Genomic DNA, 19,485 nt, shown 5'->3' with positions numbered 1-19,485 from the left:
AGCTCGCTCCTACAGTTGGTACATGCCGATCAAACCGTTCTAGCCCGGGTCACCCGATCCACCAGGTACACCAGCCCGTGGTAGTCGATCCCGCCATGCTGGCTCAGGCCGATTTCACAGGTGCGGCTGGTGGAGATGCCTTCGCTGCAATGCTGCACCGCGTCCTTGAGGCTGCGCAGGGCGTGGGCGTTGAGCTGTGGGGTGGTGAAGCCCTTGTCGCCGGCGAAACCACAGCAATGGATGCCTTCCGGGATCACCACGTTATTGCTGCAACGCCGCGCCAGATCGATCAGCGCCTGGCTCTCGCCCAGGTGCTGGGTGCTGCAGGTGACGTGTACGGCGACCGGCGCTTCCTGAGGGGTGAACTCGAGCTTGTCCATCAGGTGGGTGCGGATGAAGCGCACCGGGTCGTATAGGTCCAGGCGCACGTCGCCCAGGTCCTGCACCAGGCGCAGGGTGCAGGGGCTGGTGTCGCAGTAGATCGGGTCGAGGCCGCCGCGGCTGGCGTGGAGCAGGGCGCCGATCAGTTCCTGGCGCTTGTGCTCGGCCTGTTCCGCGTAGCCCTTGGAGGCGAACGACTGGCCGCAGCACAGGCTGTCGACATTGTCCGGGATCACCACCTGGTAACCGGCTTTTTCCAGCAGGCCGCGGGTTTTGTCGTAGAGCGAGCTTTGCTCCTTGTCCCCGGCCGCCGGGCCCATCACCCGCGACACACAGGCCGCCAGATAGACCACCCGTGGCCGCTGGTCGCTGATCGCCGGGCTGAACCGAATGGCGCGTTCCGGCTGGGGCATGGCGCTGGTCCATTGCGGCACCTGGCCCTTGGACAGTTTGCTCAGCGCCGCCGAAACCCTGGCCAGGCGTGGCGCCCCCAGCAGTATCCGCGCACCGTTGGCCACATGCAGGGTGAACCGCGCGCCCTGCAAGGTGGTGGCGAAGTGCGAGCCGAGCCAATCGGCCGCCTTGGCATGGGTGGCGTGCTGGCCGCGCAGCTTTTTCACCAGCTCGCCGGTGTTGATGCCCACCGGGCAGCGTTGGGCGCACAGGCCGGTGGCGGCGCAGGTGTCGAGGCCCTGGTATTGATAGGCCGCTTCCAGTTCCCTGGTGTCGATGCCGGCGCGTTTGCGGGCCTGGATATCGCGCCAGATCACGATGCGCTGGCGCGGGCTCAGGGTCAGCCCCTTGGACGGGCACACCGGTTCGCAGAAACCGCACTCGATGCACTTATCCACAATCTCGTCGGCCGCCGGCAGCGGCTTGAGGTGCTTGAGGTGGATCTGCGGGTCTTCGCTGAGCACCACGTCCGGGTTGAGGATGCCGTTGGGGTCGAGCAGGCGCTTGAGTTGCCACATCAACTGGTAGGCATCGCTGCCCCATTCCAGCTCGACGAAGGGCGCCATATTGCGCCCGGTGCCGTGCTCGGCCTTCAGCGAGCCGCCGAATTCCACCGCCACCAGTTGCGCCACGTCATCCATGAAGGCCTGGTAGCGCGCCACTTCCTCGGCGCTGTTGAAGCCCTGGGTGAAGACGAAATGCAGGTTGCCCTCCAGTGCATGGCCGAACAGGATTGCTTCTTCGTAGCTGTGTTTGTCGAACAGCGCGATCAGGCGATTGACGCCGATGGCCAGCTGTTCCACCGGGAAGGTCACGTCTTCGATGATCACCGTGGTGCCGGTCTTGCGCACTGCGCCGACGGCGGGGAAGGTGTCCTTGCGGATCGCCCAGAGTTTGGCGTTTTCCTTCGGGTCTTCGGTGAAGTCGACCTGCTTCTCCACCGGGAAAGGGGCGAGGGACGCCATGATCTGCGCCAGTTGTTCCTGCAGCAGCGCGGATGAAGCAGCACGGGATTCGATCAGCAGCGCGCAGGCATTGGCGGACAGTTGCTGGACGAACGCCGGCATCCCCGGTTTGTCCTGCACCGAGCGCAGGCTGCGGCGGTCCAGCAGTTCCACGGCGGACACCGGCTGGCTTTTCAGCACGGTCACCGCGTTGCAGCAGGTTTCCACATCCGGGAAAACGATCAGTGCCGAGGCCTTGTTCGGGTGGTCGACCACCGTGTCGTAGGTCACCGCGCTGATAAAACCCAGGGTGCCTTCGGAGCCCACCAGCAGGTGGCTGAGGATATCCAGCGGCTCATCGAAATCCACCAGGGCATTGAGGGACAGGCCGGTGGTGTTTTTCAGGCGGTACTTGTGGCGGATCTTTGCGGCCAGTTGGCTGTTGGCACGGGTCTCGCGGCCCAGGCTGGCCAGGCGCTCCAGCAGCTCGCCGTGGCTGCTGCGAAAGGCCGCGACGCTGGCGGCGTCTTCAGTGTCCAGGCGGGTGCCGTCGGCCAGCACCAGGCGCAGGCCGGCCAGGGTGTGGTAGGTGTTTTGCGCGGTGCCGCAGCACATGCCGCTGGCATTGTTAGCGACGATGCCGCCGATCTTGCAGGCGTTGATCGAGGCTGGGTCGGGGCCGATCTTGCGCCCGAACGGCGCCAGCCAGGCGTTGGCCTGGGCGCCGATCACCCCCGGCTGCAGGCGGATCTGCTGGCCCTGGTCGCGGATCTCGCGGGCGTTCCAGTTATCGCCGAGTACCAGCAGCACCGAGTCGCTGATGGCCTGTCCCGACAGGCTGGTGCCGGCGGCGCGGAAAGTCACCGGAACCCGGTCGCGCTGGGCCAGCTTGAGCAGGGCCACCACTTCGTCTTCGGACTCGACGCGGATCACCAGTTGCGGAATCAGCCGATAAAAACTCGCGTCGGTGCCGAAGGCGAGGGTGGAGAGCGGATCGTCGAAACGCCGCTCCTGGGGAATCAGTTGTTGTACATCACGCAGAAAAGCCGCCGGTAGACTCATTGGTCCTCCAGGATCAGCACCACCAGGTCTTTCGGGCCGTGGGCGCCGTACGCCAGGACCTGCTCGATGTCGGCGGTCTTCGACGGGCCGGACACCAGCAGCGCGTTGGTCGGCATGCCCTGGGCCCAGGCGTATTCCTGCTGGACCTGATAGAAGTTGTCGCGGATCTCGCTGGCCTTGAGCAGGGCGAAATGCACCGGCGGCACCAGGCTCATCAGCCGCGGTTCTTCGCGGGTCGGCCAGAGGATCAGGCTGCCGGTGGCGGCGATGGCGCCGAGGGTGGTGGTGAGGCTGGCCGGGGTGTCGTTGAACAGCTCGGCTTTCCATTGCTCGACCGGCCGGTCGTAGGCCTTCAACGTCGGCAGCCCGGGATGCTCGGCCCAGTATTGGCTGACGCGCTGGCCGTGGGGCGTGGTCGGGGCGATCAGCAGGCTCGGCAACTGGCGCTCGCCCAGCAGGCGGGCGAGCAGCGCCGGCCAGTCCTGGCCGGTGGTCTGGTGGATTTCGGTGTGCACCGCTTCCATCTGCTTGCGCAGCTGCGGGATGCGCTGTTCCGGGCTGTAGGTATAAGGCTCGGTGACCAGCGCCTCATCGAAGTTATCCACAATCGGCGTGGTACCGGTCAGGCTGTTGCGCAGCTTGCCGAGGATGTTCTGTTTGGCGCTCATCGACGTTCTCCCTGTTTGGCCAGATGCTCGCGGGCCAGGTCGTGCAAGGACCGGGCGGCGGGTTTCGGTGCGCTGTGGTTTTGCGTCCAGGGGCCGACGTTGCTCGGGGTCAGCGCGCGCAGGCGGGTGGCCGCCAGGCTGAACAGGCGATACAGGGTCGGCGAACTGTTGAGCCTGGCCCAGGCGTTCCAGATGAAACGTTCCTTGCGCGAGTACTTGCTGCCCTGGCCGCGCATCACCTGATGCGGGCTGTCCGGGGCCTTGACGTTCTCTTCGCGCAGGCGGCGCAGCAGGCTCGGGATCGGGATCTTCACCGGGCACACTTCGCCGCAGGCGCCGCACAGCGAAGACGCGCTCGGATGGTCCGGCACCTTGGCCAGGCCGACCATGTGCGGGGTAATGATCTTGCCGATGGGGCCGGGGTAGACCTCGCCGTAGGCGTGGCCGCCGATACGGGTGTAGACCGGGCAATGGTTCATGCAGGCGCCGCAGCGGATGCAGTTCAGGGTCTGGCGCAATTCGCTGTCGGCGAAGGCCTGGCTGCGGCCGTTGTCGAGCAGCACCAGGTGCACTTGCTGCGGGCCGTCGAGTTCATGCTCCTGGCGCGGGCCGGAGATCATGTTGACGTAGGTGGTGATCGGCTGGCCCAGCGCCGAGCGGGTCAGCAGCGACAGCAGCGGCACCACGTCGCGCAGGTTCTCGACGACTTTCTCGATGCCGGTGACGGCGATGTGCACGGGCGGCACGGTGGTGGACATGCGGCCGTTGCCTTCGTTTTCCACCAGCAGCAGGGTGCCGGTCTCGGCCACGGCGAAGTTGACGCCGGAGACGCCGATGTCTGCTTCGAAGAACTTCTGCCGCAGGACCCTGCGACCGATCTGAATGAGGTGGTCAACGTCCTTGGTGTACTCCACGCCAAGTTTGTCGTGGAACAAGGACGCGACCTGACCGGCGTTCTTGTGGATCGCCGGCATGATTATGTGTGAAGGCTTCTCAAAGTCGAGCTGGACGATGAACTCGCCCATGTCCGACTCAAGGCATTCAATGCCTTGTTCAGCGAGGACATGGTTCATCTCCATCTCTTCGCTGACCATCGATTTGCCCTTGATCACTTGCCGCGCCTCGTGAGCCCGGATGATCGAGAGGACGATGCCATTGGCCTCGTCCACCGTTTCCGCCCAGTGCACTGTCACACCGTTGCGGGTCAGGTTCTGTTCAAGCTGCTCGAGCAGGTCGGGCAGCTTGGATAACGCACGGGCCTTGATCGCATTGCCCAGGGCCCGCAGGTGTTCGCGTTCGTGGGCATCGCTGAACGACGCCGCACGTTTGGCCATGAGGGAATCCATGGCACTGCGAAAGTTGTTTCGCAGTTGTCGGTCACCGAGGGCCTGGTGGGCCCGGGTGCGAAAATCGTCCGACACGGTCAGGGTCGGAATCAGCTCCGGGGCGCTCATGCGGCACCTCCGGTACGCTGCCAGAGGAAGCTGGCCAGGTGTTGGCCGCGCAGCGCTTCCCGTTGTTTCTCCAGCGAGCCGTTAATGTTCATCAAGCAGCCGCAGTCGGCGCTCAGTACCTGGTGGGCGCCGGATTCCTTCAGCGCGCGGGTCTTGTCCGCGACCATCGCGCCGGAGATGTCCGGCATTCGGACGCTGAAAGTCCCGCCAAAGCCACAGCATTCGCTTTCGTGGTCGTGTTCTACCCGCTCCACGTTGCCCAGTTGTGCCAGCAGCTCACGACCGTGCAGGTGGGTGTTCATCTCGCGCCGTGCCGAGCAGGAGGTGTGCAGCGCCACCTTGATCGGCTCGCCACTGTCCTTGAGCTGCACCTTGCACACGTGCAACAGGAACTCGGCCAGCTCGTAGGTACGTTCGGCCAGGGCCTGCACCTGCTTCAAGGTCTGCGGCTCATCCTTGAACAAGTCCGCATAGTGCTCGCGAATCATCCCCGCGCAGGAACCCGACGGCACCACCACCGGATAGTCGCCGGCGAACAGCGCCAGTTGCGAGCGGGCCACGGTGCGCGCCTGCTCGGTGTAACCCGAGGTGTAGGCCGGCTGTCCGCAGCAGCTTTGCCCTTGCGGGTACTCCACGCGAATGCCTTCGCGCTCGAGCAGGTGAATCGCATCCATCCCCGCTTCGGGGTAGAACAGGTCGACCACACAGGTGCCGAACAGGTAGACCCGCGACGGCTTCTCGCTGGGGTACTGGCGCGGTTCGGCCAAGGGCGGTGCGACACGGGTCGCGTTAGGCACGGCGTTGTAAAAAAGCTCGCTCATCAGGCGTGTCTCCGGGTGATCCCGGTTATCCGTCTGCCGCGGCTGCTGAATATAGAGAGCCAAGCTTTCAGCAGCCTTGCAGACCGGGTTGTGAGTTGCAGACGCCGCAGTCGGACTCCGGCGTCGGTTTTTTCGGTGTTGCTTGCTTAGTGCACCAGCATGCCGGTGAACCAGTAGGCCTGGGCCAGGGTGATCAGGCCGACGATGGTGGCAAAGAATAGGCTGTGCTTGAGGGTAAAGCGGAACAGGTCCGATTCCTTGCCCACCAGGCCGGTGGCGGCGCAGGCCACGGCGATCGATTGTGGCGAGATCATCTTGCCGGTCACGCCGCCGCTGGTGTTGGCCGCCACCAGCAGGGTGTCGTTGACGCCGATCTGGTGCGCGGTGGTGGCTTGCAGCGAGCTGAACAGGGCGTTGGACGAAGTGTCCGAACCGGTCAGGAACACCCCCAGCCAGCCGAGGAATGGCGAGAAGAACGGGAACGCCGCGCCGGTACCGGCCAGCACCAGGGCCATGGTCGAGGACATGCCGGAGTAGTTGGTGACAAAGGCGAAGGCCAGCACCATGCCGATGGAGAGGATCGGCCAGCGCAGTTCGTAGAAGGTCTCTTTCAAAGTGGTCAGACCAGTTTTTAAATTGATCTTCAGCACCAGCATCGAGATCAGCGCGGAGAAGAAAATCGCCGTGCCGGTCGCGGAAATCGGGTCGAGCTTGAACACCGCTGGAATCGCCGTTGGGGTGGCGACGATCGGCGCGCTCTTGATCACCAGTTGATCCAGGTGCGGAATCGCGAAGTTGAATACCCAGCTGTACATCGAGCCGCCGGCAGCGAACATCGCCTTGAACGGCTTGAGGGTCCAGATAGTGACCAGCACGGTGAGGATCAGGAACGGCGACCAGGCCTTGAAGATTTCACCGAAGCTGTACGGCGAAGGCTGGGTAGTGCGCGGCTGGCCGAAACCGCCGTTGCGCACGGCAGCGGCACCGACGCTGGCGGTGGCCGCGGCGAACGAACGCTTGGGTTGCCAGACCTTGAGGAACAGGGTCAGGGCAATCAGGCTGGCCAGGGCCGAGGTGATGTCCGGCAGCTCCGGGCCGATGAAGTTCGAGGTGAAGTACTGGGTCACGGCAAAGCTCAGGCCGGCCACCAGGGCCGCGGGCCAGGTCTCTTTGACACCGCGCAGGCCGTCCATCATGAACACCAGCCAGAACGGCACGAACAGCGACAGCAGCGGTAATTGGCGACCGGTCATGGCGCCGATCTTGAACGCGTCGATGCCGGTCACCTGGCCCGCCACGATGATCGGAATACCCAGGGCGCCAAAGGCCACCGGGGCGGTGTTGGCGATCAGGCACAGGCCGGCGGCGTACAGCGGGTTGAACCCCAGCCCCACCAGCAGCGCGGCGGTAATGGCCACCGGCGCGCCGAAACCGGCGGCGCCTTCGAGGAAGGCGCCGAAGCAGAAACCGATCAGCAGCACCTGCAGGCGCTGGTCGTCGGTGATCGACAGCACCGAGCTGCGGATGACCTCGAACTGGCCACTTTTGACCGTCAGTTTGTAGAGGAAGACGGCGGCGACGATGATCCAGGCGATGGGCCACAGACCGTAGGCAAATCCATAGCCAGCGGCGGCGAGGGCCATGTCGGCAGGCATCTGGAAGGCGAAGATCGCCACCAGGATCGACAACGCCAGGGTGATGCTGCCGGCGACGTGTCCTTTGAGACGGAACACGGCCAGAGCCAGGAAGAAGAAGACGATCGGGATGACGGCGGCGAGGGCGGACAGGCCGAGGCTGCCGAGCGGGCTGTAGAGCTGTTGCCAGGTTTGCATATGGGGTGGCCCCTAATTGTTGTTGGTCAGGCACTGGTCAGCGTATTTGGTTAATTGGTAATACCAATTTACAATCGCTGTTGGCTAGGGTAAAAGCCTTGTGAGCGGTGTGTCAATTTGCCGCCCTAAAACTTTTGTCGAAGGTGCGGTGCAGATGACTTCTGATCCGCTTGCCGACGTGCGTTCTGATAGGTGCTGGCGCAGCCCCGATAGGCCAGAATAGAGAGCCCGGCGCGCGGTCGGGATCGTGGAGAGTGAGTTATGGGGTTTGATCAGATTCGTCAGCGCCGTTTGTCTGACGATATTGTCGAGCGGCTCGAGGGGATGATCCTCGAGGGCACGCTGAAGTCCGGTGAGCGCCTGCCGGCAGAGCGTGCGTTGGCGGAGCAGTTCGGTGTCTCGCGGCCTTCGTTGCGCGAGGCGATCCAGAAACTCACGGCCAAGGGCTTGCTGGTCAGTCGCCAGGGTGGCGGCAACTATGTGGTGGAGTCACTGGGCTCGACCTTCAGCGATCCGCTGCTGCAGTTGCTGGAAAGCAACCCTGAAGCCCAGCGTGACTTGCTGGAGTTTCGCCACACCCTGGAAGCTTCATGCGCCTATTACGCCGCGTTGCGTGCCACCGACGTGGACCGTGAACGGCTCACGGCGGCCTTCGAGGAATTGCAGGACTGCTATTCCCGGGCAGGTGATGCGAGCCGGGCGGAGGAGGGCGCGGCGGACGCGCAATTTCATCTGGCAATTGCCGAGGCCAGCCACAACGCCGTATTGCTGCACACCATTCGGGGGCTGTTCGATCTGCTCAAGCGCAACGTGGTGACCAACATTGGCGGCATGTACAAGCAGCGCACCGAAACCCGCGACATGCTGATCAGCCAGCACCGCGATCTGTACCAGGCGATTATCGAAGGGCGTGCCGAGCAGGCGCGCGAAGTCTCCAGCCGGCACATTCTGTATGTGCAGGAAGTATTGGAGGAGGTGCGTCAGGAAGTGCAGCGCGTGGCCCGGGCCGAGCGGCGCAAGGGGATTTAGTCTGGAAGGATTCATCGCCGGCCAGCTCGCTCCTGGTAGGAACGAGCTGGCTCGCGATCATGGCATCAAGGCAGAAGGGCGTTACTCTTCCTTGCCCTTGTTGCGCACCGCGCGATGCAACTCACGATCGGAGTCGCGCTCGCGTTCGGTGTGACGCTTGTCGTATTCCTTCTTGCCCTTGCCGAGTGCGATCTCGCACTTGACCATGTGCTTGCTCCAGTAGAGCGACAGGCACACGCAGGCATAACCCTTCTGCTGCACGGCAGCGAACAGCTTCTCCAGCTCGCGCTTGTTGAGCAGCAGTTTGCGCGAGCGCACGGGGTCGGCGATCACATGGGTGCTGGCGGTGGTCAGCGGCGTGAAGTGGCTGCCCAGCAGCCAGGCTTCGCCGTCCTTGAGCAGCACATAACTGTCGACCAGTTGTGCCTTGCCTGCACGCAGACTCTTTACTTCCCAGCCGGCCAGGACCATGCCAGCCTCGAACCGATGTTCGATGAAGTAATCGTGACGCGCCTTTTTATTTTGCGCGATGGTCCCTGTTGGGTGTTTCTTCTGTTTAGCCATAGGGGCGGCATTATAGGCAGTTGCACGCGTGTCGGCTACGGTGAAGCAGCGTGCTTGAGCAGGTTGAGTGAATCCCGGACAATGCGCGCTCTTTTTTCTCGGTTGGGCGCGTTTTTGATGTCGACGGACAAGGTTTCTGTCCACGGCGGCTGGGCCAGTCGCTGGGTTTTCATACTCGCTGCGACTGGTTCTGCCGTGGGCCTGGGCAGTATCTGGAAATTCCCCTACATGGTCGGCGTCTACGGTGGTGGCGCCTTTGTCCTGGTATTCCTGGCCTGCATCGCACTGATCGGCGTGCCGGTGATGCTGGCGGAAACCCTGATCGGCCGTCGCGCCCGGCAAAGCCCGGCCAATGCCTTGAAGGCGCTGGCCCTGGAAGCCGGGCATTCGGCCAAGTGGTCCTGGGGCGCGTTCGCCGGAATGATCACTGCCTTGTTGATTCTTTCCTTTTACAGCGTGGTCGGTGGTTGGTCGCTGGACTACATCATCGATATGGGCCGTGGCGATTTCCAGGGCGTGACGGCGGATCAGGTCGGCGCCTATTTCGGCAATGTGATCGCCGACCCCTGGCGGCTGACGCTGTGGCACACGCTGTTCATGTTGTTGTCGGCGGCTGTCATCGCCAAGGGTGTGGTGGCCGGGCTTGAGCGCAGCCTGCGGATCATGATGCCGCTGCTGTTCGTGATGCTGGTGATCCTGCTGGGTTACAGCATGACCACCGGGCATTTCATGGAAGGCGTGCATTTCATGTTCGACTTCAGCACCGACAAACTGCTCGACGGCCTGTTGCCGGCCATGGGGCATGCGTTCTTTTCCCTGAGCGTCGGTGTCGGTTCCATCATGATCTACGGCGCTTACATGCCGAAGCATTCGTCCATTTCCGGCACTATTGTCGGCGTGGCGCTGCTGGATACCTTCGTTTCACTGCTGGCGGGGCTGGCGCTGTTCCCGATTGTGTTTGCCGCCGGGCTGAATCCGAGTGAGGGTCCGGGGCTGATGTTTGTCAGTTTGCCTTTTGCCTTTGGTAATGTGGCGTTCGGCCAGTTGATGGGCGTGGTGTTTTTTGTCCTGGTGGCCATTGCAGCCTGGAGCTCGGCGATTTCGCTGTTGGAGCCGATGGTGGCTTACCTGGTGGAGCGGACCCGAATCCGCCGCGGCTGGGTGACATTCTGGCTGGCGTTTACCTGCTGGTTCGTCGGATTGGGAACGGTGTTTTCCTTCAATATCTGGCAGCAGGCCAAGTTTTTCGTGAACGAAGGCGGGGCTTTCCACCTCTACCAATGGGGGGCGGCGGGTGGTCTGGATTTCTTTGGGGTGATCGATTTCTTTACCTCGCGGATCATGTTGCCCTTGGGTGGCCTCTGCTTTGTGGTGTTTGCGGGTTGGGTGATGGGGCGCGAGGCGGTTCGTGATGAGCTGTCGATTCGCAGCCCGCTGCTTTTTGCCCTGACCCTGTTTTTGATGCGCTATGTGGCGCCCATCGGCATTCTTATAGTGTTTGCCGCCCAGTTGTGGAAATGACGCTGACATGACGACACATATTCAACGCTCGGCCCTGCTGCCTTATCCGGCGCAGTTTTTGTACGACCTGGTCAATGACGTGGCGCGCTACCCGGAGTTTCTACCCTGGTGCTCGTCGGCCGAGGTGCTGGAGAGCAGCGAGGTGCAGATGCGCGCCAGCCTGGCGGTTGCCAAGGGTGGGCTCAGCCAGCATTTCGTGACGCGTAATACCCTGGTGCCGGGCCAGTCGATCGAGATGAACCTGGAAGAAGGGCCGTTCAACCAGTTGCACGGCGTGTGGGTTTTCAAGCCGTTGGGTGACAAGGCCTGCAAGATCAGCCTGGATTTGTCGTTCGACTACGCCGGTCCACTGGTTCGCGCGACCTTGGGACCGCTGTTCAACCAGGCGGCCAATACCCTGGTCGATGCGTTCTGTCAGCGGGCCAAGCAGTTGCATGCTTGAGCCAATGATCGAGGTCGAGGTGGTGTATGCCGCGGTCGACCGGCAGGTATTGCTCAGTGTTGCGGTGCCGACGGGGACTACTGTCCGTGCGGCAGTGAAAAGCTCCGGGATAGGTGCGCAATTTCCAGAGCTGGACCTGGACAGTTGCCCGCTGGGGATCTTTGGCAAAGCGGTTGCGGACCCTGGAACTCAGCCGGTTCGGGCGGACGATCGCATCGAAATCTACCGTCCGTTGCTGGCCGATCCTAAAGAAGTTCGACGTCTGCGCGCGGCAAAGGCGGCGCAGGCCCGGGCTCGTACTTCAGAGTCCTGAACGAATCGACAGACAACAAAAAGCCCGGACTCGCCGGGCTTTTTTATTCCACCACAAATTATTGCGGCGAGGTGTCCAGAGGTTCTGGTGTCGGCACCGGAACGGTTTCGACGTTGTCGACGTCCTTCTGGATCTGATCGAGCAGAGAGCCAGGCTTGGCCGGCTTTTCCGGTTTTGGCTGCTCGGCGTTTTCGCCCGGGGCGGTCACGGTAGTGCCGCTGTCCTTGCCCAGGATGGCTTCGTCACGGCTTACGCCAGGCATGAAGTCACCGGAAAGGCTGACCAGTTGGTCGTTACCGTTGAAGATAACGCTGACGCGCTCCTGCTGGCGTTCACCGCCACCTGGCTGCAGGCTGTACAGATAATCCCAGCGATCGGCGTGGAACGTGTCGGTCAACAGAGGGTTGCCCATGATAAACCGTACTTGCCGGCGGGTCATTCCCGGGCGTAACTGGTCTATCATGTCCTGCGTGACGACATTGCCCTGCTGGATGTCGATTTTGTAAACCCCGGGGAATGAACAACCGGCGAGTGCGAGCAGTCCCACGAAGGTGAAACTGGTTAGCAAGAGCTTGGTGTTTTGCATCGGTGGGCGACTTCCACTATCTTGGCTGGGACAACGTAAACCCCGATCATACCCGCATTAAGAGGAGCTGCGAAGCAGCATCCGCGAGAAAGCTGACCATGGTTGAAAATAGCGAACTACGTAAAGCCGGCCTTAAAGTGACTCTGCCACGGGTCAAAATTCTACAAATGCTCGATTCCGCCGAGCAGCGACACATGAGTGCCGAGGATGTTTACAAGGCGCTGATGGAAGCTGGCGAGGATGTCGGTCTGGCCACGGTTTACCGTGTTCTGACCCAGTTTGAAGCAGCAGGCCTTGTGGTACGCCACAATTTTGATGGTGGTCATGCTGTATTCGAACTGGCTGACGGCGGTCACCACGACCACATGGTCAACGTGGATTCCGGTGAAGTGATCGAATTCTTCGACGAAGAAATCGAGAAGCTTCAGAAGGCGATTGTCGAGAAGCATGGCTTCGAGTTGGTGGATCACAACTTGGTGCTGTACGTACGCACGAAGAAATAAGCATGTCGCGCGGATGTTGTCCGCGAAACGATCGAAGGCGACCCAAGGGTCGCCTTCGTGCTTTCTGCTCTTTATTAAAGTGGCAGTGACTCAGGCCTTGGCGGTCACCACCATTTTTTTCGCGTGGGCCAGCGACTCCTTGGTCAGGTCGATGCCGCCCAGCATGCGTGCCACTTCTTCGATCCGCTCGGTCTTGCCCAGTTTGGACACCGCAGTATGAGTCGCATCGCTGCCGCGCACCTTGTGCACAAAAAGATGTTGATGGCCCTGGGCTGCCACCTGCGGCAAGTGGGTGACCGTCAAGACCTGGCCGCGCTCGCCGAGGCGGCGTAACAGCTGGCCGACGATTTCCGCGGTCGGGCCGCCGATGCCGACGTCCACTTCGTCGAATACCAGGGTCGGGACGCGGGAGGTTTGCGCGGTAATCACCTGGATCGCCAGGCTGATCCGCGACAGCTCGCCCCCGGATGCCACTTTGGCCAGGGCCTTGAGCGGCTGGCCGGGGTTGGCGCTGACCAGCAGCTCGACCTGTTCGAGGCCATTGGGCTGCAACTCGTCGCTGCTGTTGGCGTGCAGTTCAATGGTGAATCGGCCCCCGGGCATGCCCAGGCGCTGGATTTCCTGTTCGACGGCACTGGCCAGGCTGGTTGCCGCCTGCTGGCGCAGCTCGCTCAGCTCCCTGGCCTTTTCGTGATAATGCCGGGCAAAGGATTTCAGTTCGTCGCCCAGGCGCTCGATGGACTCATCGTTGGCATCCAGGGTCTCGATTTCCTCCAGCAGTTTCTGCTGCATGGCCGACACCTCGGTGGGCTGGATCCGGTGTTTGCGAGCCAGGGTATAGATGGCGTCCAGCCGCTCCTCCAGTTGTTGCAGGCGCGCCGGGTCCGCATCGAAATGGTCGACGAAGCGATTCAGTTCGCCGACAGCCTCTTCGACCTGGATTTGCGCGCTGGCCAGCAGGTTGGTGGCTTCCGCCAGGGCGCCGGAGGTGTTGCCGATGCTCGACAGGCGATTGAGGCTCACTGTCAGGGCGCTGAGAACGTTACCCGAATCACTTTCGCTGCAATGCTCGACGACCTGCCGGCAGATGCCCAGCAGGCTTTCGGCATTGGTCAGGTTTTTATGTTCGAGCTCCAGTTGCTCAAGTTCGTTTTCGCCCAGGGCAAGGTTCTCCAGTTCCTCCAGCTGATAGCTGAGGAGCTGGTGGCGAGCCCGCTGCTCGTCCCCGGAGTTGGACAGGCGCTCCAGCTCCTGGCGGGTCTGGCGCCAGCGCTGGGCGGCCAGCGATACCTGGCGGGCCAGGTCGGTGGCGCCGGCGTACTCGTCGAGCAGGCGGCGGTGGGTGTCGGTTTTCAGTAGCGACTGGTGTTCATGCTGGCTGTGGATATCGATCAGCAGCTCGCCGAGGGCCTTGAGGTCGCCTAGCGGGCAGGGGGAGCCATTGATGTAGCCGCGGGAACGGCCTTCGGCGGTGATGACCCGGCGCAGGATGCACGGGCTGTCGTTGTCCAGGTCGCGTTCGGCGAGCCAGGTGCGGGCCTCGGGAATGTCTTCCAGGTCGAAGGTGGCGAGAATGTCGGCCTTGTCGGCGCCAGGGCGCACCACGCCGCTGTCGGCGCGATCACCCAGGGTCAGCCCCAGGGCGTCGAGCATGATCGACTTGCCGGCGCCGGTTTCACCCGTGATGACGCTCATCCCGCGATCCAGTTCCAGATCGAGATGTTCAACGATGGCGTAGTTGTGTACGGACAGGTGCACCAGCATAAAGGCCGCTCCCAAGCTTTAGGTCTGGTTATTTATACAGTGTTTTGTTTTCGACTGACAATGCCCGGCCTTAGCTCGATTCGCTTGCTTGGCAGGTTTTTTTATCGCGTGTGGGAATGGTTGGGGAGAGGCGTTTTGCTTCGCGCGATGATTTTTGCCGAGGGCGCGGCCCTTGAACCTGAAAAATGCGACCCCATATACCGGGGCAGAAGCGTGAGTTGAGCTCACGGACGATATTGAAAGGAGAATTGTATGGCTGACGAACAGACGCTGGATACGCAAAATCTCGACGCCAATCAGGCCCCTGAGGCTTCGGGCGAAGATCTGGCGGCTCGTGTGCAAGTGCTCGAAGAGCAGTTGGCTGGCGCTCAGGATCAGGCATTGCGTGTTGCGGCCGATCTGCAGAACGTCCGCCGCCGTGCCGAGCAGGATGTAGAAAAAGCTCACAAATTCGCCCTCGAGCGTTTTGCTGGCGACCTGCTGCCGGTGATCGACAGCCTCGAGCGCGGTCTTGAGTTGTCCAGCCCGGACGACGAGAGCATTCGTCCGATGCGTGAAGGTATCGAACTGACCCTGAAGATGTTCCAGGACACCCTGAAGCGTTATCAGCTGGAAGCGATCGATCCGCATGGCGAACCGTTCAACGCTGAACAGCACCAGGCGATGGCCATGCAGGAAAGTGCCGACGTCGAACCGAACAGCGTTCTCAAGGTGTTCCAGAAGGGCTATCAGCTCAACGGTCGCCTGCTGCGCCCGGCCATGGTCGTGGTCAGCAAGGCACCCGCACCGGTTTCGCCTTCGATTGACGAGAAGGCTTGAAATCGCGCGCAGGGCCCCCATTTATAGGCCAAGCGTTTAAGTGCTACCGCAGTCGGCCACCACTGCTGCGGCAACAAAATCTAAAGTTTCGGGAGAGTTAACATGGGCAAAATTATCGGTATCGACCTGGGGACTACCAACTCCTGCGTCTCCATTCTTGAAAACGGCAACGTAAAAGTTATCGAAAACGCTGAAGGCGCGCGTACCACGCCGTCCATCATCGCTTACGCCAACGATGGCGAAATCCTGGTTGGCCAGTCGGCCAAGCGTCAGGCAGTGACCAACCCGCACAACACCCTGTACGCGGTGAAGCGTCTGATCGGTCGTCGTTTCGACGAAGAAGTCGTACAGAAAGACATCCAGATGGTCCCTTACAAGATCGTCAAGGCTGACAACAACGACGCCTGGGTTGAAGTGAACGGCCAGAAAATGGCTCCGCCACAGATCTCGGCTGAAATCCTCAAGAAAATGAAGAAGACCGCCGAAGACTACCTCGGCGAAGCTGTGACCGAAGCGGTGATCACCGTTCCGGCCTACTTCAACGACAGCCAGCGCCAGGCGACCAAAGACGCCGGCCGCATCGCGGGCCTGGACGTAAAACGCATCATCAACGAACCAACCGCGGCCGCTCTGGCTTACGGCATGGACAAGGCCAAGGGCGATCACACTGTGATCGTTTATGACCTGGGTGGCGGTACCTTCGACGTTTCCGTGATCGAAATCGCTGAAGTCGATGGCGAGCACCAGTTCGAAGTACTGGCAACCAACGGTGACACCTTCCTCGGTGGTGAAGACTTCGACATCCGTCTGATCGACTACCTCGTGGACGAGTTCAAGAAAGAAAGCGGCATGAACCTCAAGGGTGACCCGCTGGCCATGCAGCGTCTGAAAGAAGCTGCTGAAAAGGCCAAGATCGAGCTGTCCTCGAGCCAGCAGACCGACGTCAACCTGCCGTACATCACTGCAGACGCCACCGGTCCTAAGCACCTGAACGTGAAGATCTCCCGCGCCAAGCTGGAATCGCTGGTCGAAGACCTGGTTCAGCGCACCATCGAGCCTTGCCGCATCGCCATGAAAGACGCCGGTATCGACGTCAGCAAGATCAACGACGTGATCCTGGTCGGCGGCCAGACCCGTATGCCACTGGTTCAGAAGACCGTTACCGATTTCTTCGGTAAGGAAGCACGCAAGGACGTGAACCCGGACGAAGCTGTTGCCATGGGTGCTGCCATCCAGGGCGCGGTACTGGCCGGTGACGTGAAAGACGTACTGCTGCTGGACGTCAGCCCGCTGACTCTGGGTATCGAAACCATGGGTGGCGTGATGACCGCGCTGATCGAGAAAAACACCACGATTCCTACCAAGAAATCGCAAGTGTTCTCGACTGCCGACGATAACCAGGGCGCAGTGACCATTCACGTACTGCAGGGCGAGCGTAAGCAAGCCGCGCAGAACAAGTCCCTGGGCAAGTTCGACCTGGCCGAGATTCCACCGGCTCCACGTGGCGTGCCGCAAATCGAAGTGACCTTCGACATCGACGCCAACGGCATCCTGCACGTAGGTGCGAAAGACAAGGCGACCGGCAAGACCCAGTCGATCGTGATCAAGGCCAACTCCGGTCTGTCCGAGGAAGAAATTCAGCAGATGGTTCGTGATGCTGAAGTCAACGCCGAAGAAGACCGCAAGTTCGAAGAGCTGGCCAGCGCGCGTAACCAAGGCGATGCCCTGGTTCACTCGACTCGCAAGATGATCGCTGATGCGGGCGACAAAGTGACCGCTGAAGAGAAGACTGCGATCGAAGCTGCCGTGGTTGCCCTTGAAGCCGCTATCAAAGGCGACGACAAGGCTGCCATCGACGCCAAGGTCGAAGAACTGTCGAAAGTGTCGGCTCCGGTCGCTCAGAAGATGTACGCCGAGCAGGCTCAGCCGGCAGAAGGCGCAGCTTCGCAGGCTGAGTCGGCCGAGAAAGCCGATGACGTCGTCGACGCCGAGTTCGAAGAAGTAAAAGACCACAAGTAAGACTGCTTGTCGGTCGGCCGGTTGACTGCCTTTGTGCGGTGACTGGTAGGATGTCGCCGCGCGGGAGCTTGCTCCCGCGTTGGCGTGTCTGGAGCAAGCGAATTTTTTACGGCGTGCGGCTCTTTTCGCGCGCTGGCGGTACGGTCGGAAATGCTCCTGCTTTCCGTTCGGGATTACCGCAATTGTCGGCCAGTCTGTTGGTCGTCTATCCAAGACCAGGATCGTTGAATTGACGTGAGTTGGGTCCGGGCCTGTATTGGGGCTCAACGAGTTTGACGAGGCTCAGGAGAGTGTTGTCGAACGTCCTTAAGAGTGCGAAGACTTATGGCAAAGCGTGACTATTACGAAGTATTGGGTGTGGAGCGAGGCTCGAGCGAAGCCGACCTGAAAAAGGCTTACCGCCGTCTGGCGATGAAGCATCACCCGGACCGTAATCCCGGCGACAAAGCGTCGGAAGATATGTTCAAGGAGGCCAACGAGGCCTACGAAGTATTGTCTGACTCGAGCAAGCGCGCGGCTTATGACCAATATGGTCATGCCGGTGTCGATCCGAGTATGGGTGGCGGTGGCGCCGGTTTTGGTGGCCAGAACTTCTCCGACATCTTTGGCGATGTCTTCAGTGATTTCTTTGGTGGCGGTCGCGGCGGCTCCCGTGGCGGCGCTCAGCGTGGCAGTGACTTGCGCTACACCCTGGAGCTGAACCTGGAAGAGGCGGTGCGCGGTACCACCGTGAATATCCGCGTTCCGACGCTGGTCAACTGCAAGCCTTGCGATGGCTCGGGTGCCAAGAAAGGCTCTTCGCCGGTGACCTGCCCGACCTGTGGCGGTATCGGCCAGGTGCGCATGCAGCAGGGCTTCTTCTCGGTGCAGCAGACCTGCCCGCGTTGCCATGGCCAGGGCAAGATCATTTCCGACCCGTGCGACTCCTGCCACGGCGAAGGCCGCGTCGAAGAGTACAAGACGCTGTCGGTGAAGGTGCCGGCGGGTGTCGATACCGGCGACCGCATTCGTCTGTCCGGCGAAGGGGAGGCGGGTACCCAGGGCGGCCCTACGGGCGACCTGTATGTGGTGATCAATGTGCGTGAGCACGCGATCTTCCAGCGCGACGGCAAGCACCTGTTCTGTGAAGTGCCTATCAGCTTCGTTGACGCGGCGCTGGGCGGCGAGCTGGAGATCCCGACGCTGGATGGCCGAGTCAAGCTGAAGATCCCTGAGGGGACCCAGACTGGCAAGCAGTTCCGCGTGCGTGGCAAGGGCGTGGCTCCGGTTCGTGGCGGCGGCGCTGGCGACTTGATGTGTCGTGTCGCGGTAGAAACGCCGGTAAACCTGAGTCGTCGTCAGCGTGAGCTGCTCGAAGAGCTGCGTGGTTCCCTGGCGGACGACAATACCCACTCGCCGAAAACCACTGGTTGGTTCGAAGGCGTGAAGCGCTTCTTTGGCGACCTGTAAGGAGCGCGGCATGCGACGTATAGCTGTAATGGGCGCCGCAGGGCGCATGGGCAAGAACCTGGTGGAGGCTGTGCAGCAACGCTCGCCGCTCTCCGGGCTTACCGCAGCCATCGTACGGCCTGGCAGTTCGTTGGTCGGTGCCGATGCTGGTGAGCTGGCGTCGCTGGGGCGCATTGGTGTGCCGATGTCCGACAGTCTGGAAAAGGTCGCCGATGAATTCGATGTGTTGATCGATTTCACGCTTCCGGAAGTGATGCTGAAAAACCTGGCGTTCTGCCGTAAGGCGGGCAAGGCCATGGTGATCGGTACCACGGGGCTGGGCGCCAAGGAAAAGCAGATGCTGGCCGAGGCGGGCAAGGATATTCCGATCGTGTTCGCCGCCAACTTCAGTGTTGGCGTCAACCTCTCGCTGAAGTTGCTCGACATGGCGGCCCGCGTGCTGGGCGATGATGCGGACATCGAAATCATCGAGGCGCATCACCGGCACAAGATCGACGCGCCTTCAGGTACGGCCTTGCGCATGGGTGAGGTGATTGCCGATGCGCTGGGGCGTGACCTGCAGAAGGTCGCAGTGTATGGCCGTGAAGGTCATACCGGTGCGCGTGAGCGTGAAACCATTGGTTTCGCCACGGTTCGTGGTGGTGATGTGGTTGGCGATCACACCGTGTTGTTCGCCGCCGAGGGCGAGCGCCTGGAGATCACCCACAAGGCCTCCAGTCGCATGACTTTCGCCAAGGGTGCGGTACGTGCTGCGTTGTGGCTGGACGGTCGTCCGGCGGGTCTTTATGACATGCAGGATGTGCTGGATCTGCGTTGAGATGCATCCAAAACAGGGCCAGGCTTCGCGCTTGAGCCCTGTTT

17 protein-coding genes are annotated in these 19,485 nt (G+C 61.6%); 9 read left to right on the top strand and 8 right to left on the bottom strand.

The window, feature by feature from the left end:
* Positions 1-29 precede the first annotated feature (29 nt).
* The 5 genes from NRG23_RS15110 to NRG23_RS15090 all read right to left on the bottom strand — a co-directional run bounded on the left by NRG23_RS15110 (position 30) and on the right by NRG23_RS15090 (position 7,615).
* On the bottom strand, positions 30-2,840 hold the full coding sequence (locus tag NRG23_RS15110) for an FAD-binding and (Fe-S)-binding domain-containing protein (RefSeq protein WP_257374977.1): 2,811 nt from the start codon (positions 2,838-2,840) through the stop codon (positions 30-32).
* Positions 2,837-3,508 carry a lactate utilization protein gene (locus NRG23_RS15105; RefSeq protein ID WP_009046913.1) on the bottom strand — a complete coding sequence of 224 codons (672 nt, stop codon included), beginning with the start codon at positions 3,506-3,508 and terminating at the stop codon, positions 2,837-2,839. The genes NRG23_RS15110 and NRG23_RS15105 overlap by 4 nt, the downstream gene beginning before the upstream one ends.
* The gene (locus tag NRG23_RS15100; RefSeq protein ID WP_101281791.1) at positions 3,505-4,962 is read right to left on the bottom strand and encodes a LutB/LldF family L-lactate oxidation iron-sulfur protein; all 1,458 of its coding nucleotides are present in this window, start codon (positions 4,960-4,962) and stop codon (positions 3,505-3,507) included. The genes NRG23_RS15105 and NRG23_RS15100 overlap by 4 nt, the downstream gene beginning before the upstream one ends.
* Positions 4,959-5,783 (bottom strand): (Fe-S)-binding protein, encoded by an 825-nt coding sequence (locus NRG23_RS15095; RefSeq protein WP_009046915.1) that lies wholly within the window; start codon positions 5,781-5,783, stop codon positions 4,959-4,961. Before NRG23_RS15095 ends, NRG23_RS15100 begins: the two co-directional genes overlap by 4 nt.
* 146 nt (positions 5,784-5,929) lie before the next feature.
* On the bottom strand, positions 5,930-7,615 hold the full coding sequence (locus NRG23_RS15090) for a lactate permease LctP family transporter (protein ID WP_103330594.1): 1,686 nt from the start codon (positions 7,613-7,615) through the stop codon (positions 5,930-5,932).
* 261 nt (positions 7,616-7,876) lie between these two features.
* On the opposite strand from NRG23_RS15090, the gene NRG23_RS15085 reads away from it, so the two are divergent.
* Positions 7,877-8,644, top strand: a complete 768-nt coding sequence (locus NRG23_RS15085; RefSeq protein WP_009046918.1) for an FCD domain-containing protein — start codon at positions 7,877-7,879, stop codon at positions 8,642-8,644.
* 81 nt (positions 8,645-8,725) lie between these two features.
* Here the strand turns inward: NRG23_RS15085 and smpB are convergent, their stop codons facing one another.
* Positions 8,726-9,208 (bottom strand): SsrA-binding protein SmpB, encoded by a 483-nt coding sequence (smpB, locus tag NRG23_RS15080; protein ID WP_009042112.1) that lies wholly within the window; start codon positions 9,206-9,208, stop codon positions 8,726-8,728.
* Between the two features lie 117 nt (positions 9,209-9,325).
* On the opposite strand from smpB, the gene NRG23_RS15075 reads away from it, so the two are divergent.
* Genes NRG23_RS15075 through NRG23_RS15065 form a run of 3 tightly spaced genes read left to right on the top strand, consistent with a single transcriptional unit; the run spans position 9,326 to position 11,484 of the window.
* Entirely contained in the window at positions 9,326-10,729 is a 1,404-nt protein-coding gene (locus tag NRG23_RS15075) for a sodium-dependent transporter (protein WP_124304179.1), read from the top strand.
* A 7-nt stretch (positions 10,730-10,736) separates the two neighbouring features.
* Positions 10,737-11,171 (top strand): type II toxin-antitoxin system RatA family toxin, encoded by a 435-nt coding sequence (locus NRG23_RS15070; RefSeq protein WP_009046921.1) that lies wholly within the window; start codon positions 10,737-10,739, stop codon positions 11,169-11,171.
* Entirely contained in the window at positions 11,164-11,484 is a 321-nt protein-coding gene (locus tag NRG23_RS15065) for an RnfH family protein (protein WP_172833384.1), read from the top strand. Before NRG23_RS15070 ends, NRG23_RS15065 begins: the two co-directional genes overlap by 8 nt.
* Positions 11,485-11,542: 58 nt before the next feature.
* Here NRG23_RS15065 and NRG23_RS15060 read toward each other — a convergent pair whose 3' ends face one another.
* Positions 11,543-12,070, bottom strand: a complete 528-nt coding sequence (locus NRG23_RS15060) for an outer membrane protein assembly factor BamE (RefSeq protein WP_009046923.1) — start codon at positions 12,068-12,070, stop codon at positions 11,543-11,545.
* Between the two features lie 98 nt (positions 12,071-12,168).
* Here NRG23_RS15060 and fur point away from each other — a divergent pair, with 98 nt between their 5' ends.
* Positions 12,169-12,573, top strand: coding sequence for a ferric iron uptake transcriptional regulator (gene fur / locus NRG23_RS15055; RefSeq protein WP_007920840.1), 405 nt, complete (start codon positions 12,169-12,171; stop codon positions 12,571-12,573).
* Positions 12,574-12,663: 90 nt separating this feature from the next.
* On the opposite strand, the gene recN is transcribed toward fur, so the two are convergent.
* Positions 12,664-14,337, bottom strand: coding sequence for a DNA repair protein RecN (gene recN, locus NRG23_RS15050; RefSeq protein ID WP_038582156.1), 1,674 nt, complete (start codon positions 14,335-14,337; stop codon positions 12,664-12,666).
* Between the two features lie 252 nt (positions 14,338-14,589).
* On the opposite strand from recN, the gene grpE reads away from it, so the two are divergent.
* From grpE to dapB, 4 genes are all read left to right on the top strand, one after another.
* Positions 14,590-15,156 (top strand): nucleotide exchange factor GrpE, encoded by a 567-nt coding sequence (gene grpE / locus NRG23_RS15045; RefSeq protein ID WP_007920848.1) that lies wholly within the window; start codon positions 14,590-14,592, stop codon positions 15,154-15,156.
* Between the two features lie 102 nt (positions 15,157-15,258).
* Positions 15,259-17,175, top strand: coding sequence for a molecular chaperone DnaK (dnaK, locus tag NRG23_RS15040; RefSeq protein WP_009046925.1), 1,917 nt, complete (start codon positions 15,259-15,261; stop codon positions 17,173-17,175).
* Positions 17,176-17,499: 324 nt separating this feature from the next.
* On the top strand, positions 17,500-18,624 hold the full coding sequence (gene dnaJ, locus NRG23_RS15035; protein WP_009042118.1) for a molecular chaperone DnaJ: 1,125 nt from the start codon (positions 17,500-17,502) through the stop codon (positions 18,622-18,624).
* Between the two features lie 10 nt (positions 18,625-18,634).
* On the top strand, positions 18,635-19,441 hold the full coding sequence (gene dapB / locus NRG23_RS15030; protein ID WP_009046926.1) for a 4-hydroxy-tetrahydrodipicolinate reductase: 807 nt from the start codon (positions 18,635-18,637) through the stop codon (positions 19,439-19,441).
* The last annotated feature ends 44 nt before the right edge of the window (positions 19,442-19,485 follow it).

The organism is Pseudomonas sp. T8, assembly GCF_024610635.1.
Lineage (GTDB): Bacteria > Pseudomonadota > Gammaproteobacteria > Pseudomonadales > Pseudomonadaceae > Aquipseudomonas > Aquipseudomonas chlororaphis_I.
This window is presented reverse-complemented; position numbering and strand designations above follow the sequence as displayed.

Bases quoted from the DNA above. Each gene is read 5' to 3' on its own strand.
- NRG23_RS15075 (WP_124304179.1), top strand. From the start codon at position 9,326: ATGTCGACGGACAAGGTTTCTGTCCACGGCGGCTGGGCCAGTCGCTGG.
- grpE (WP_007920848.1), top strand. From the start codon at position 14,590: ATGGCTGACGAACAGACGCTGGATACGCAAAATCTCGACGCCAATCAG.
- NRG23_RS15090 (WP_103330594.1), bottom strand. From the start codon at position 7,615: ATGCAAACCTGGCAACAGCTCTACAGCCCGCTCGGCAGCCTCGGCCTG.
- dnaJ (WP_009042118.1), top strand. From the start codon at position 17,500: ATGGCAAAGCGTGACTATTACGAAGTATTGGGTGTGGAGCGAGGCTCG.
- dapB (WP_009046926.1), top strand. From the start codon at position 18,635: ATGCGACGTATAGCTGTAATGGGCGCCGCAGGGCGCATGGGCAAGAAC.
- NRG23_RS15095 (WP_009046915.1), bottom strand. From the start codon at position 5,783: ATGAGCGAGCTTTTTTACAACGCCGTGCCTAACGCGACCCGTGTCGCA.
- dnaK (WP_009046925.1), top strand. From the start codon at position 15,259: ATGGGCAAAATTATCGGTATCGACCTGGGGACTACCAACTCCTGCGTC.
- NRG23_RS15100 (WP_101281791.1), bottom strand. From the start codon at position 4,962: ATGAGCGCCCCGGAGCTGATTCCGACCCTGACCGTGTCGGACGATTTT.
- recN (WP_038582156.1), bottom strand. From the start codon at position 14,337: ATGCTGGTGCACCTGTCCGTACACAACTACGCCATCGTTGAACATCTC.
- fur (WP_007920840.1), top strand. From the start codon at position 12,169: ATGGTTGAAAATAGCGAACTACGTAAAGCCGGCCTTAAAGTGACTCTG.
- NRG23_RS15065 (WP_172833384.1), top strand. From the start codon at position 11,164: ATGCTTGAGCCAATGATCGAGGTCGAGGTGGTGTATGCCGCGGTCGAC.
- smpB (WP_009042112.1), bottom strand. From the start codon at position 9,208: ATGGCTAAACAGAAGAAACACCCAACAGGGACCATCGCGCAAAATAAA.
- NRG23_RS15085 (WP_009046918.1), top strand. From the start codon at position 7,877: ATGGGGTTTGATCAGATTCGTCAGCGCCGTTTGTCTGACGATATTGTC.
- NRG23_RS15105 (WP_009046913.1), bottom strand. From the start codon at position 3,508: ATGAGCGCCAAACAGAACATCCTCGGCAAGCTGCGCAACAGCCTGACC.
- NRG23_RS15110 (WP_257374977.1), bottom strand. From the start codon at position 2,840: ATGAGTCTACCGGCGGCTTTTCTGCGTGATGTACAACAACTGATTCCC.
- NRG23_RS15060 (WP_009046923.1), bottom strand. From the start codon at position 12,070: ATGCAAAACACCAAGCTCTTGCTAACCAGTTTCACCTTCGTGGGACTG.
- NRG23_RS15070 (WP_009046921.1), top strand. From the start codon at position 10,737: ATGACGACACATATTCAACGCTCGGCCCTGCTGCCTTATCCGGCGCAG.